The organism is Pantoea sp. y20, assembly GCF_054903455.1.
On record NZ_CM142816.1, the window covers coordinates 3,011,958 to 3,025,448 of the forward strand.

At 57.3% G+C, this 13,491-nt stretch carries 11 protein-coding genes; 3 read left to right on the top strand and 8 right to left on the bottom strand.

Features of this window, described 5'->3' with window-relative positions; translation table 11 throughout:
- Positions 1-100: 100 nt before the first annotated feature.
- From nudK to ACYAC5_RS14095, 8 genes are all read right to left on the bottom strand, one after another.
- On the bottom strand, positions 101-679 hold the full coding sequence (nudK, locus tag ACYAC5_RS14060) for a GDP-mannose pyrophosphatase NudK (RefSeq protein WP_101763541.1): 579 nt from the start codon (positions 677-679) through the stop codon (positions 101-103).
- Between the two features lie 230 nt (positions 680-909).
- Positions 910-1,494 carry a cytochrome c-type protein NapC gene (gene napC, locus ACYAC5_RS14065; protein ID WP_101763540.1) on the bottom strand — a complete coding sequence of 195 codons (585 nt, stop codon included), beginning with the start codon at positions 1,492-1,494 and terminating at the stop codon, positions 910-912.
- A 7-nt stretch (positions 1,495-1,501) separates the two neighbouring features.
- The gene (gene napB, locus ACYAC5_RS14070) at positions 1,502-1,933 is read right to left on the bottom strand and encodes a nitrate reductase cytochrome c-type subunit (RefSeq protein WP_007890846.1); all 432 of its coding nucleotides are present in this window, start codon (positions 1,931-1,933) and stop codon (positions 1,502-1,504) included.
- A gap of 11 nt (positions 1,934-1,944) precedes the next feature.
- Positions 1,945-4,431, bottom strand: coding sequence for a nitrate reductase catalytic subunit NapA (napA, locus tag ACYAC5_RS14075; protein ID WP_101763538.1), 2,487 nt, complete (start codon positions 4,429-4,431; stop codon positions 1,945-1,947).
- On the bottom strand, positions 4,428-4,706 hold the full coding sequence (locus tag ACYAC5_RS14080) for a chaperone NapD (protein WP_176971097.1): 279 nt from the start codon (positions 4,704-4,706) through the stop codon (positions 4,428-4,430). Before ACYAC5_RS14080 ends, napA begins: the two co-directional genes overlap by 4 nt.
- Entirely contained in the window at positions 4,696-5,166 is a 471-nt protein-coding gene (gene napF / locus ACYAC5_RS14085) for a ferredoxin-type protein NapF (RefSeq protein ID WP_192411412.1), read from the bottom strand. Before napF ends, ACYAC5_RS14080 begins: the two co-directional genes overlap by 11 nt.
- A gap of 163 nt (positions 5,167-5,329) precedes the next feature.
- Positions 5,330-6,832: an L-asparagine permease gene (gene ansP, locus ACYAC5_RS14090; RefSeq protein WP_101763535.1), complete on the bottom strand. Its 1,503-nt coding sequence runs from the start codon at positions 6,830-6,832 to the stop codon at positions 5,330-5,332.
- A gap of 279 nt (positions 6,833-7,111) precedes the next feature.
- Complete coding sequence (locus ACYAC5_RS14095) at positions 7,112-7,384, bottom strand: YdgH/BhsA/McbA-like domain containing protein (RefSeq protein ID WP_462061926.1); 273 nt, start codon at positions 7,382-7,384, stop codon at positions 7,112-7,114.
- A gap of 244 nt (positions 7,385-7,628) precedes the next feature.
- Here ACYAC5_RS14095 and narQ point away from each other — a divergent pair, with 244 nt between their 5' ends.
- The 3 genes from narQ to acrD all read left to right on the top strand — a co-directional run bounded on the left by narQ (position 7,629) and on the right by acrD (position 13,371).
- Positions 7,629-9,317, top strand: coding sequence for a nitrate/nitrite two-component system sensor histidine kinase NarQ (gene narQ, locus ACYAC5_RS14100; RefSeq protein ID WP_277973946.1), 1,689 nt, complete (start codon positions 7,629-7,631; stop codon positions 9,315-9,317).
- Between the two features lie 109 nt (positions 9,318-9,426).
- The gene (locus ACYAC5_RS14105) at positions 9,427-10,059 is read left to right on the top strand and encodes a response regulator (RefSeq protein WP_110866498.1); all 633 of its coding nucleotides are present in this window, start codon (positions 9,427-9,429) and stop codon (positions 10,057-10,059) included.
- A 195-nt stretch (positions 10,060-10,254) separates the two neighbouring features.
- Positions 10,255-13,371, top strand: a complete 3,117-nt coding sequence (gene acrD / locus ACYAC5_RS14110; protein WP_462061927.1) for a multidrug efflux RND transporter permease AcrD — start codon at positions 10,255-10,257, stop codon at positions 13,369-13,371.
- Positions 13,372-13,491 lie beyond the last annotated feature (120 nt).

The following is a 13,491-nucleotide window of genomic DNA, read 5'->3' on the forward strand; positions in this document are numbered from 1 at the left end:
AAGATGGCCACACATTGCTGTAGCGGCGCAATTTATTGCGCATTTTCACCTCGATGAAAAGGTCAAAAGAGCGCAATAAATTGCGCCGCTACGGTCAAAACTACGCCTGCAACCAACCGGCGATCTGCGCATGCTGCAGCAGCATAATGGCTTTACCGTCACGAATGCGGCCATCTTTCACCATCGCCAGCGCCTCCGGGAAACTCAGCTCCAGCACGGTAATCTCTTCATCCTCAACGCCACCGCCCTTGTTGGCGCGCTGTGCATCGCTGTATTCCGCGGCGAAGAAGTGGATCAGTTCAGTCACGCCGCCCGGCGACATGTAGGCTTCAAAAACTTTATCGACCTTACCCACCTGATAGCCGGTCTCTTCTATCGCTTCTTTGCGGATGCAATCTTCCGGCGAGTCGTCATCCAGCAGCCCGGCGCAGGTCTCAATCAGTTCGCCACTTTCATTGCCATTGACATAAGTGGCAATGCGGAACTGACGCACCAGCAGCACGCTATTTTTTTCAGTGTTGTACAGCAGGATGGTGGCACCGTTTCCGCGATCGTACACTTCTCGCTTATGGCGCACGACTTCGCCGTTGTTGCGGGTGAGTTCGTAGGTGAAGTTGCGCAGCACAAACCAGTTTTCTGACAGCAACTTGTCTTTGATGATGTTGATCTTTAACGACATAACCGCTCCACTGCTAAATTGAGGGAGCCTGAGATGATAGGCCGAAGCGGTGGGGAAAACTATCTGAATTGTGAGGCCGGTCGCCGTGATGGGCGCTCCTGGCTCAGTGCACAGAGATTGTAGCGGCGCAATGGGTTGCGCGTTAAATCGCGCCGCTACGGATTGTGCAGTGGTTTGATGCGCTGCGGTAGTGATCGGCATTACGCCAATTCATGCCGCGTTGTTAGGCCTCAAAAACCGTTGGGTTGGTCTTTCATATCGGGCAGATGGTGCGCGATACCTTTGTGGCAATCGATACAGGTTTTCCCTTCCTCAACTGCTTTGCTGTGCATCTTCGCGGCCACGGTTTTCTGCGCGGTGAAATCCATATAATCGAAGTTGTGGCAGTTACGACACTCCTGCGAATTGTTGTTTTTCATCCTGCGCCACTCGTTTTGCGCCAGCTTAATGCGATGATCCTCGAACTTTTGCGGCGTATCGATGATGCCGAAAATCTTGGCATACACCTCTTTGCTCGCCTGGATCTTACGCAGCATTTTCGGGCCCCACTCGTGCGGCACGTGACAATCCGGACAGGTGGCGCGCACGCCGCTGCGGTTGTTGTAGTGCACCGTCTGCATATATTCCTGATAGACGTTATTGCGCATCTCATGGCAGCCGATACAGAACTGTTCGCGGTTGGTCATCTCCATCGCGGTGTTGAAGCCGCCCCAGAAAATAATGCCACCAGCAAAGCCCAGAATCAGCAGCGTACCGAGCGCCAGACGACTTGGACGTCGCCACCAGCGCCAGATGCGCAGAAGTTTCTCTTTCATCATTTCCTCACTTACCGAAGCCGTCAGCCGGTTTGAAGGTGTTTTCCACCACCGGTTTGGCATCGGTTTGCGGTACGTGACACTGCAGGCAGAAGTAGCGACGCGGCGACACGGTGCTGCTCACCAGACCATCGCGATCGGTGAAGTGCGTTGGGCTAACGCGTGGCGCACCGGTGGTGAGATAGCTCTGCGTGCCGTGACACTGCAGGCAACGGTTAACGTTTTTCGTCACCTGATAGCCATCGACGCTGTGCGGGATCACCGGCGGCTGGTTCACGTAGTTCAACGGCTTGCGGCTCTGCTCTTTGGGCTGATGAATGGTGCCCTGCTGCGTAGCCGTCACTTCCGGTGACTGATTGAGATCGACGCCGTTATTGGCGTAAACCGTGCCGCCCAGCATCAGGGCGGCTAAAGTAACAAGTGTGATTAAGGGTTTCATTGCATCCTGCCTTAAATTTTAACCAGCTTGACGGCGCATTTTTTGTAATCGGTCTGCTTCGACAGCGGATCGGTGGCGTCCAGCGTGACGTTGTTGGCCAGCACGCCCGCATCAAAGAACGGCATAAATACCAGACCTTTTGGCGGCTGATTACGACCGCGCGTTTCCACGGTGGCAAGGGTTTCGCCACGACGCGACACCACGCGGACTTTCTCGCCGCGACGGAAATTGCGCTCTTTGGCATCCAGCGGATGTATATAGAGTAGCGCCTGCGGCACTGCGCGGTGCAGCTCCGGCACGCGACGCGTCATGGTGCCGGTGTGCCAGTGCTCCAGCACGCGACCGGTACAGAACCACAGGTCGTACTCTTCATCCGGCGATTCGGCTGGCGCTTCGTAAGGCAGCGCGAAAATGGTGGCTTTACCATCCGGCTTACCGTAGAAACGCACGCCTTCACCGGCTTTGACGTAGCTGTCGTAACCTTCGCGATAGCGCCAGCGCGTCTCTTTGCCATCCACCACCGGCCAGCGCAGGCCGCGCGCCTGATGGTAAGCATCGAACGGCGCAAGATCGTGGCCGTGACCGCGTCCAAAGCTGGCGTACTCCTCGAACAAGCCTTTCTGGATGTAGAAGCCAAACTCGCGCGCTTCATCATTCAACTGGTCATCTGCCACTTCACTCAGTGGGAATTGGTTGACCTGGCCGTTGGCGTACAGCACATCAAACAGCGTTTTGTCGCGCAGCTCCGGATTCTGCGCCAGCAGCGCTTCCGGCCACACTTCCGCTACCTTGAAACGTTTGGAGAAATTCACCAGCTGCCACAGATCGGATTTTGCGTCGCCCGGCGCTTTCACCTGCTGATGCCAGAACTGAGTACGACGCTCGGCGTTGCCATACGCGCCCTCTTTCTCCACCCACATCGCAGTGGGCAGAATCAGGTCAGCCGACAAGGCGCTGACGGTGGGATAGGGATCGGAAACCACGATGAAGTTGCGCTCATCGCGCCAGCCCGGCATACGCTCCTGCGTCAGGTTCGGACCGGCCTGCATGTTGTTGTTACACATCACCCAGTAGGCGTTGAGCTTGCCATCTTTCAGCGCGCGATCCTGCGCCACGGCGTGCAAACCAATTTTGGCCGGCACCGTGCCCTGCGGCAGCTTCCACAGCTTCTCGGCGGTGGCGCGGTGTTTGTCATTATTGACCACCATGTCCGCCGGTAAACGGTGCGAGAAGGTGCCGACTTCACGCGCCGTGCCGCACGCCGATGGCTGGCCGGTGAGCGAGAACGGACCGGTGCCCGGACGTGAAATTTTGCCGGTCAATAAGTGCAGGTTGTAGCACAGGTTATTGGCCCACACGCCGCGCGTATGCTGGTTGAAGCCCATGGTCCAGTACGACACCACGTTGACTTTCGGATCGGCATACAGCTCGGCGAGGGCGATGAGTTGATCTTTCTCCACACCGCTCATTGCGCTGGCTTTTTCCACCGTGTACTCAGAGACAAACTTCGCAAACTCGTCAAAGCTCATCGGCGTGGATTCGCCGCTGTCCGGGTTCTTCGCCGAAGCCTGACGCGGATCGGTGGGGCGCAAACCGTAACCGATGTCGGTCACGCCTTTGCGTAGCGTAACGTGGTTCTGCAGGAAGGTTTTATCGACCTTGTTGTTCTGAATAATGTAGTTGGCGATGAAGTTGAGGATCGCCAGATCGCTCTGCGGTGTGAACACCATCGCGTTGTCGGCCAGCTCAAAACTGCGATGACGATAGGTGGAAAGCACCGCCACTTTGACATTCTCACTGCTGAGACGACGCGCGGTAATACGTGACCACAGAATCGGATGCATCTCCGCCATGTTCGAGCCCCACAGCACAAAGGCGTCGGCCTGCTCGATGTCGTCGTAGCAGCCCATCGGTTCGTCCATGCCGAAGGTGCGCATAAAGCCAACCACCGCTGAAGCCATGCAGTGACGCGCATTGGGATCGAGATTGTTGGTGCGGAAACCGGCTTTCATCAGCTTGGAGGCCGCGTAACCTTCCCACACCGTCCACTGACCGGAACCGAACATGCCGACCGAATCCGGGCCGTTGGCTTTCAGCGCCGCTTTGAACTTCTCTTCCATGATGTCGAAGGCTTGATCCCAGCTGACCGGGGTGAACTCGCCCTCTTTGGCATATTTACCGTCGGTCATGCGCAGCAGCGGCTGGGTCAGACGATCTTTCCCGTACATGATCTTCGGCAGGAAATAGCCTTTGATACAGTTCAGACCGCGGTTCACTTCTGCCTGCGGATCGCCCTGCGACGCCACTACGCGGCCATCCTGGGTGCCAACCAGCACGCCACAGCCGGTGCCGCAGAATCGGCACGGCGCTTTTTCCCAGCGAATTGGCGCAGCCAGCGAGGTCGCGGCTTTGGTGACGGTGGGAATGGTGAGTCCTGCAGCCGTTGCAGCAGCAGCCGCCGCATTGGCCTTCATAAAATCACGACGACTTATGCTCATGATGCTTCCTTACAAGGTTCTTCAATTTCGTCTTGCTGGTGATAGACCAGCGATACCGCCAACACGCCAGCGATGTTGCGGCTCTCTTCAATATTGCGCAGCAGTGCGGCGCTATCCGCGGCACCCAGCGTTACCGCCAGCGTGCCGCGCGCGGCGTCTTCCGCGGCGATGTCGCAATCGGCAAAGGCCAGCAGCGCACTTTTTACGGCGGGAATCGACGCCGGCCGCGCCTGAATCACCAGGCCGCAGACGTGCCAACTGTTTTCATGGTTCATGATGTAATCCTGTGGCTGAGACCGGGCAAGGCGCGATGCAGGCGCCGCAACCGGTGCAATGCTGCGGAAGGGTTTCAGGCTGTGCGATGCCGTTCGGCATCAGCAGGAAACGGATGGCTTGCTGTTCACAACTCTCCTGGCAGCTGCGGCAGTTCACGCCCAGGAAGGTGATGCAGCGGTTGTCGATGCGAATGCGCTGTGGAAACGGCTCGGTTTCACGCGCGTGGAATAGCGGCTGCGGGCAAGCGTCTACGCAGGCGGCGCAAAACGTGCATTCACCCTGCAGAAAATCGAGGTGCGGCACTTCACCGGCAGCCAGGCGGATGATGTGGGTTTCGCAGGCCGAGACGCATGTGCCGCAGCCATCACAACCCTTCTCTCCCCGCCACCATGGCAAAGCGATGCCGTCAGCAGACGCTACGCGCTGCCCGGTAAAGAGTTCACGTCGCGACAGCGCCATCGGTTCACCTTAAACGGGGGAAAGAGAGATGGTGCGTAAAATAACCTGACGCTAAAGAGGGCTATATCACCCCAAAGGGGTAAATCCCGACGTGGGATCAAGTGAAGGGGAATTGAAATAAAAACGGGGGCCAAAAGGCCCCCGTAGATGAGAATCGCTACGATTAACGCGCGTTATCGTCCGCCAGTTTCGGCGATACATCATCCTGGTCGTCAGCATGATGTTCGTGCTCTTTCATCGCTTCGGCATTAACGCGTTTGCGCACGCCAAACCAACCCAGCACGAGCACCACGGCAATCAGGGGAATCGAGGCGATGGTGTACGTGCCGTTCGGATAGTCGAACGCCATCAGCACCAGCACGCTCACCAGGAACAGCAGCGTCAACCAGGAGGTGAACGGCGCCCACGGTAGCTTAAAGCTGACATCTTCGGCTTTGCCCTCTTTGATCGCTTTGCGCAGACGCATCTGGCACACCACGATAAAGGCCCACGACGAGATGATGCCGAGTGAGGCCACGTTCAGAACGATTTCAAACACCTGCGACGGCACATAGTAGTTCAGCACCACGCCGATGATGTAAACGGCAACGGTGACCAGAATGCCGGCATACGGCACCTGCTGCTTGCTCATCTTCGACATAAACTGTGGCGCAGAACCGCCCATCGACATGGAGCGCAGAATACGGCCGGTGGAATAGAGACCCGAGTTAAGGCTCGACAGCGCGGCGCTCAGCACCACGATGTTCATTACGCTACCGATATAAGGCACACCCAGTTTGGAGAAGAAGGTCACGAACGGACTTTGCCCCGCCTGATAGGCATTCCACGGCAGCAGCAGTACCAGCAGCACCACGGAACCGACGTAGAACAGGCCGATACGCCAGATCACGCTGTTGATGGCTTTTGGCAGCATGGTCTTGGGATCTTTACATTCGCCTGCTGCGGTACCCACCAGCTCAATCGAGGCGAAGGCGAACACGACGCCCTGCACCAACACCAGCGCTGGCAGCAAGCCGTGCGGGAAGAAGCCGCCGTTATCGGTGATCAGATGGAAGCCGGTGGTATTGCCGTCCAGCGGTTTACCGCTGCCGAGGAACACCACGCCGACAATCAGGAACACCACGATAGCCAGCACCTTCACCAGCGCGAACCAGAACTCCATCTCGGCGAACCACTTCACGCCGATCATGTTCATGGTGCCGACAATCGCCAGCGCGCCTAGCGCAAACACCCACTGCGGCACATCGCCAAACGCGCCCCAATAGTGCATATAAAGCGCGACTGCGGTGATATCGACGATACCGGTCATCGCCCAGTTAACGAAATACATCCAGCCCGCAACGTAAGACGCTTTTTCCCCAAGGAATTCACGCGCATAAGAAACAAAGCTGCCGCTGGAAGGACGATGTAACACCAGTTCGCCCAACGCTCGGAGGATAAAGAAGGAGAAGATACCGCACACCAGATAAACCAGCGCCAGTGCAGGACCGGCCATTTGCAGGCGCGCGCCAGCACCGAGGAACAGACCGGTACCGATAGCACCGCCGATGGCGATCATTTGTACCTGGCGGTTACCCATTGCTTTGTGGTAACCGCTGTCGTGCGAGTTGAGCCAGCGTCTTTTCGCAGCGCGTTGTTCGGCTGCGGTTTTTTTAGTTGATTTCATAGCTATCCTGTTTGTCCTGACCATCAATCACCGCGTAACCAAACGATTGCGTATGGCGGTGCGAAATGGGGTAAAAACCCGGTGTCACAGCGGCGGAACGATGTCGCGTGGCGGGCTGGGAATTTACGGCGATGAATCCTACCCGTTCTGCAAGAACGAAGCAAAAAATACCGCCAGGCTGCACAAGATGAATTGTAATAATCCGTCGCGGTGCACAAAAAAACCGGCCAGAGGGCTAACCGGTAAAGGGATGGCTACAGGGATAACTACTGGAGGGAATTAACGATAAATCTCTGCGGTGCCGCTCCACAGGCTGGAGTCGCCCGGAGTTTGTACACCAATAACACGATAGCCGCTGGCACCTTCCTCTTGCGCTTTTTGCGACAGATGGCGCGTTGCATCATCCAGCGAGCCGCGTACGCCGCTGATGGAAACGGTGCCCGCGCTTTGCAGGTTTTGCGCTTGCGTGGCGCTTACGGGCTGGGCCGCCAGCGTCGAGAAACTTCCGGTGGCAAGCAGTGCAGCAGTCAGAACGGCATAACGTCTCTTCATGTGATGCTCCTGTTGTCTTCCGTTAAGGGTTAAGCGTTACAGGACTTATTATCACGCAGGGAATGAAAACCAGGTTGAGCAAGCCGTAAAGCCGTTTAATAATTCGCCAGCTTAGCGCGGGTTATTTAGAGAAAGGTAAAGAGAAAGAGTTTTCTCTGTTAAAAGTAACCTGATGTGACGAGATGTCACTCGCCGTCACCGCACGGCTGCCCTATAATCCCCCGCTCTTACAAGGGTTATTACTGTGATTGTGAAACGTCCCGTTACTCGTACCATTGCGCGCGCACTCAGCGTGATTGTGCTGCTGTCGCTGTTGACCACCGGGCTGGCGCTGATGACGCTCTCCAGCAGCCTGCGCGATGCCGAAGCGGTGAATGTCGCCGGATCGCTGCGCATGCAGATTTACCGTCTGGCGTGGGACAGCACGCGCGATCCGCAGCAGTTGGATCATCACATCCAACTCTACCGACAAACGCTGGAATCCCCGGCGCTGCAGCATCTGGAGCGCGCGTGGGTACCGCTTGAAGTGAGTAGCCGCTATCGCTATCTGCGTCACAGTTGGCCGATGCTGCAGGAGACGTTGCAGCCCAGGCGAGCACAAATCTACCAGCAGCGTGTCGCGGGCTACGTCAGCGAGATCGACCGCTTCGTGCTGGCATTGCAGCATTATGCTGAACTGAAGATGCATCTGGTTGCCGCCAGCAGCCTGTTCGGTTTTCTGGCGATTGTGGCGCTGGCGTTGTGGACGATTCGCTTTATCCGCCGCAACGTGGTGCGACCGCTCAACGCGCTGGTGACCGCCAGCCAATATGTTGAGCAGGCGAATTTCGCTTTTCCGCCGCTGCCAGTGCAACAGCCGAATGAACTGGGTGTGCTGGCGCAGGCTTTTACTACCATGGCCGAACGGCTGCATTCGCACTATCGCCTGCTGGAGTGCGCGGTGCGTGATAAAACCGAAGATCTCACTCAGGCCAATCGCACACTTTCTCTACTGTATGAAAGCTCACAAATTCTCACCAGCAGCCCACCCAATCCCGAACTGTTTCAGGGATTGCTGCGTCTGGTACAGCGCCGTGAAGCGTTGACGGTGCTGAAAATTGATAGCGAAGGGATTGAGTTTCAGGCCGGTGTGGCGGCGGATGAGGTGAGCTGGCAGCGTTTGCCGTTGATGCAGGAAGAGCAGCGGCTGGGCGAACTGTGCTGGCAAACCCACCGCGCACCGCCCGCCGACGAACTGATGCAGAGCCTGGCGAACATGCTGGCGCGCGCACTGTGGATTTGGCAGACGCAAAAGCAGTATCAGCAGATGCTATTAATAGAAGAGCGCGCCACCATTGCGCGCGAACTGCACGATTCGCTGGCGCAGTCGCTCTCTTTCCTGCGCATCCAGCTGGCGCTGCTGCGACGCAATGTCGATGGGTCGCAACCGCAGGCGCTGGCGATTATCGCTGATTTCGATCGCGCGCTGGCCGAAGCCTATCAGCAGTTGCGCGAACTGCTGACCACCTTCCGTCTGACCATCGAACAGGCTGATTTGGTGCAGGCGATGCAGGCGATGATTGCGCCGCTGCAGGAGCAATCGCAGGCGGCAATCGACTTCGATTATCAGCCCGGCTTGCAGATGCTGGATGCGCAGCAGCAAGTGCATGTGCTGCAGATTGCGCGCGAAGCGCTGCTCAACGCGATTCGCCATGCGCAGGCGCACAATATTCAGATTCACTATCAGCGTGTCGCTGATGAGGACCACTTACTGACCATCGAAGACGATGGCTGCGGCATCAGCAGCCTCGAAGAGCCGCCAGGACATTATGGTCTCACCATCATGGCGGAGCGCGCCGCGCGATTATCCGGCACGCTGATGATCACCCCGCAGGCGCAAGGCACGCGCGTCACGCTGCGTTTTCCACCGCGCCCGACGCACCGGTTGAGCTGACAGATTATAGAGCGCACCTGCTGTAGCGGCGCGATTCATCGCGCAATAAACTGCGCCGCTACGGCAGATGCGTTAATGAAAGAAAGTTGCCTTTGATACTGGAGATATTATGGCTAACCCTTCCCTGACTATTATGATCGTTGACGATCATCCACTGATGCGCCGTGGTATTCGCCAGTTGCTGGCGCTGGAGCCCCGGCTGGACGTGGTAGCGGAAGCCAATAATGGCACTGAAGCGCTGGCCGAAGCACGCCGTTTGTCGCCGGATGTCATTCTGCTGGATCTCAACATGAAAGGCATGTCCGGACTGGACACGCTGAAAGCGCTGCGTAATGAAGGCATCGCCGCACGGATTCTGGTGCTGACGGTTTCCGATGCGCGCAGTGATATTTATGCGATGGTGGATGCCGGTGCCGATGGCTATCTGCTCAAGGACAGCGAACCCGAACTACTGCTGGCGCAAGTGATGCGCGGCGCTAAAGGTGAAAACGTGTTTAGCGAGGTGGTGGCCGATTATCTGGCGACGCGCCAGCCGACGTCAAACCCGTTCAAACAGCTCACCGAACGCGAACTGGATGTACTGCAGGAAGTGGCGCGTGGCTTATCGAATAAGGAAATTGCTGCCACCTTGCATATCTCCGAAGAGACGGTAAAAGTGCACATTCGCAACCTGCTGCGCAAGCTGGATGTCCGTTCGCGCGTTGCCGCTACGGTACTGTGGCTCGAAAGCCGACATCTGTAGTCGCGCACAAAAAACCGTCACTATATTTACACTTTCTCCATAATTTACTCACGATTCTCTAATTTGTGCCGCGTAGAGTGTCTGCAGCAGGAGTCTTTCGAGAGAGCAGTTTGCACTCCGCCAGCGTGACGCCGTCCGCGCATCGCGCTCATCATAATAAAAGTAAAAAATACGCAGTTGAGGAGTGTCGGTTTCATGTCGAATTTCTTTATCGACCGGCCCATTTTTGCCTGGGTTCTGTCTATTCTGCTCTGCCTGTGCGGTACGCTGGCGATCATCTCGCTACCGGTTGAGCAATATCCCGACCTCGCGCCGCCTAACGTGCGTATCACCGCCAACTATCCCGGCGCATCCGCGGAAACGCTGGAAAACACCGTTACGCAAGTTATCGAACAGAACATGACCGGCATCGATAATTTGATGTACATGTCCTCCAACAGCAGCAACACCGGCCAAGCCCAGATCACCCTCACCTTTACCGCTGGCACTAACCCCGACGAAGCGCGCCAGCAGGTGCAAAACCAATTGCAAAGTGCGCTGCGTAAGTTGCCTGCGGCGGTACAGTCACAAGGTGTGACGGTGAATAAAACCGGTGACAGCAATATCCTGATGATTGCCTTCGTCTCTACCGACGGAAGCATGGACAAACAGGATATTTCAGATTACGTCGCCAGTAACATTCAGGATCCGCTCAGCCGTGTTGATGGCGTCGGCCAGGTGGATGCTTACGGCTCGCAATATGCGATGCGGATCTGGCTCGATCCCAACAAGCTGATTGCCTACGCGCTGACCACCGAAGACGTGGTGAGCGCGATTGAATCGCAAAATGCGCAGGTGGCGGTGGGTCAGGTAGGCGGATTGCCGTCGGTGGACAAGCAAGCGCTCAACGCCACGGTGAATGCGCAGTCGATGCTGCAAACCCCGGCGCAGTTCAAAGCGGTGACGCTGAAAACCAACAGCGACGGCTCGGTGGTGACGCTCGGCGATGTGGCGGATGTGGCGATGGGCGCGGAAAAATATGACTTCCTCAGCCGCTATAATGGTCAGGCGGCCTCGGGGCTCGGCATTAAGCTGGCTTCCGGTGCCAATGAGATGAACACCGACAAACTGGTGCGTGAGCGTATTGCTGAACTGTCGCACTACTTCCCGCACGGGCTGGAAGCCAAAGTCGCTTACGAAACCACGCCGTTCGTTAAGGCCTCGATTAAAGACGTGGTGAAGACCCTGCTGGAAGCGATCCTGCTGGTGTTCCTTGTGATGTATCTGTTCCTGCAAAACTTCCGTGCCACGCTAATTCCGACTATTGCCGTGCCGGTGGTGCTGCTCGGCACCTTTGCGGTGCTCTACGCCTTCGGCTACAGCATCAACACCCTGACGATGTTCGCCATGGTGCTCGCCATCGGCTTGCTGGTGGATGACGCTATCGTGGTGGTGGAAAACGTCGAGCGCATCATGAGCGAGGAAGGTCTGTCGCCGCGCGCCGCTACGCGTAAATCGATGGGCCAGATTCAGGGCGCGCTAGTCGGCATTGCGCTGGTGCTGTCGGCGGTGTTTGTGCCGATGGCGTTCTTCGGCGGCACCGTCGGCGCCATCTATCGCCAGTTTTCGATCACTATCGTTTCGGCGATGGTGCTGTCGGTATTGGTGGCGATGATTCTGACGCCCGCGCTCTGTTCCACGCTGCTGAAACCGCTGGAGCAAGGACATCATCACGGTCGTCGTGGCTTCTTCGGCTGGTTTAACCGCACCTTCAACGCCAGCGCGGAACGTTACGAGCGCGGCGTCGCCAAAATTCTGCGCAAAGGCGGCCGCTGGCTGCTGCTCTATCTGGCGATTATCGGCGTGATGGCGTTCCTGTTTATCCGTCTGCCCACCTCGTTCCTGCCGCTGGAAGATCGCGGCGTATTTCTAACGCAGGTGCAGTTGCCCGCCGGTTCAACGCTGCAACAAACCTCGAATGTGGTGGCGAAGGTCGAGAATTATTATATGACCCAGGAGAAAGACAATGTGGTTTCGGTGTTCTCCACCATCGGAGCGGGTCCTGGCGGTAACGGTCAAAACGTCGCGCGCCTGTTCGTTCGCTTGAAAGATTGGGAGGAGCGTCCGGGCAGCGATCGCACCTCTTTCGCCATCATCGAGCGTGCGACAAAAGCCTTCCACACGATCAACGAAGCGCGCGTTATCGCCAGCAGCCCGCCCGCGATTACCGGCATGGGCAGTTCGTCGGGCTTCGATATGGAGCTGCAGGATCACGGTGGCATCGGCCACACGCGACTAATGGCAATGCGCGATAAGTTGCTTGAGCTGGCTGACAGCAATCCGGCGCTGTCGCGAGTACGTCACAACGGCCTCGACGACAGTCCGCAGTTGCAGATTGATGTCGATCAGCGCAAAGCGCAGGCGCTTGGCGTGTCGCTGGATACCATCAACGACACCTTAACCACCGCCTGGGGCTCAACTTACGTCAATGACTTCCTCGATCGCGGCCGCGTGAAGAAAGTCTACGTGCAGGCAGCGGCTGAGTTCCGCATGCTGCCGGAAGACGTGAATAAGTGGTATGTGCGTAACAACAGCGGCAGCATGGTGCCCTTCTCCGCCTTCGCCACCAGCCATTGGCAAACCGGTTCACCGCGTCTGGAGCGCTACAACGGTTACTCTGCGCTGGAGATTGTCGGTGAAGCGGCGAACGGCGTCAGCAGCGGTACCGCGATGGACGAGATGGAGAAACTGGTTGGGCAGCTGCCGCTGGGCGTAGGCTTCCAGTGGACCGGCGCCTCCTATCAGGAGCGCTTATCCGGTTCGCAGGCGCCGGCGCTGTATGCGATTTCGCTGCTAGTGGTATTCCTGTGTCTGGCGGCGTTGTATGAGAGCTGGTCAATTCCATTCTCAGTGATGCTGGTGGTGCCGCTCGGCGTGGTGGGCGCGCTGGTGGCAACCTGGATGCGCGGGCTGGAGAACGATGTCTATTTCCAGGTGGGCTTGCTCACGGTGATTGGCTTGTCGGCGAAGAATGCCATTTTGATTGTCGAGTTCGCCAATGAGATCAACAGTAAAGGCCGCGAGCTGATGGAGTCGACGCTGGAAGCCTCGCGTCAGCGTCTGCGCCCGATCCTGATGACTTCGCTGGCGTTTATCTTCGGCGTGCTGCCGATGGCCATCAGCAGCGGTGCCGGTTCCGGCAGCCAGCACGCGGTGGGTACCGGCGTGATGGGCGGGATGATTTCTGCCACCGTGCTGGCGATTTTCTTTGTGCCGCTGTTCTTTGTGGTGGTACGCCGCCGCTTCCCGCTGAAAGAGAAGCCGCACGATTAAGCAGGCCATTGCGCCGCTGAGGCTTGTGCGGACATCAGGTTCCGCGCATATCAAGTGCACACACTTGTCGCGGCGTGATTCATCGCGCGCGGTTAAATGAATAAAAAAGCCGCCATGAAC

Bases quoted from the DNA above. Each gene is read 5' to 3' on its own strand.
- ACYAC5_RS14105 (WP_110866498.1), top strand. From the start codon at position 9,427: ATGGCTAACCCTTCCCTGACTATTATGATCGTTGACGATCATCCACTG.
- napB (WP_007890846.1), bottom strand. From the start codon at position 1,933: ATGAAACCCTTAATCACACTTGTTACTTTAGCCGCCCTGATGCTGGGC.
- acrD (WP_462061927.1), top strand. From the start codon at position 10,255: ATGTCGAATTTCTTTATCGACCGGCCCATTTTTGCCTGGGTTCTGTCT.
- ansP (WP_101763535.1), bottom strand. From the start codon at position 6,832: ATGAAATCAACTAAAAAAACCGCAGCCGAACAACGCGCTGCGAAAAGA.
- napC (WP_101763540.1), bottom strand. From the start codon at position 1,494: ATGAAAGAGAAACTTCTGCGCATCTGGCGCTGGTGGCGACGTCCAAGT.
- napA (WP_101763538.1), bottom strand. From the start codon at position 4,431: ATGAGCATAAGTCGTCGTGATTTTATGAAGGCCAATGCGGCGGCTGCT.
- nudK (WP_101763541.1), bottom strand. From the start codon at position 679: ATGTCGTTAAAGATCAACATCATCAAAGACAAGTTGCTGTCAGAAAAC.
- ACYAC5_RS14095 (WP_462061926.1), bottom strand. From the start codon at position 7,384: ATGAAGAGACGTTATGCCGTTCTGACTGCTGCACTGCTTGCCACCGGA.
- napF (WP_192411412.1), bottom strand. From the start codon at position 5,166: ATGGCGCTGTCGCGACGTGAACTCTTTACCGGGCAGCGCGTAGCGTCT.
- ACYAC5_RS14080 (WP_176971097.1), bottom strand. From the start codon at position 4,706: ATGAACCATGAAAACAGTTGGCACGTCTGCGGCCTGGTGATTCAGGCG.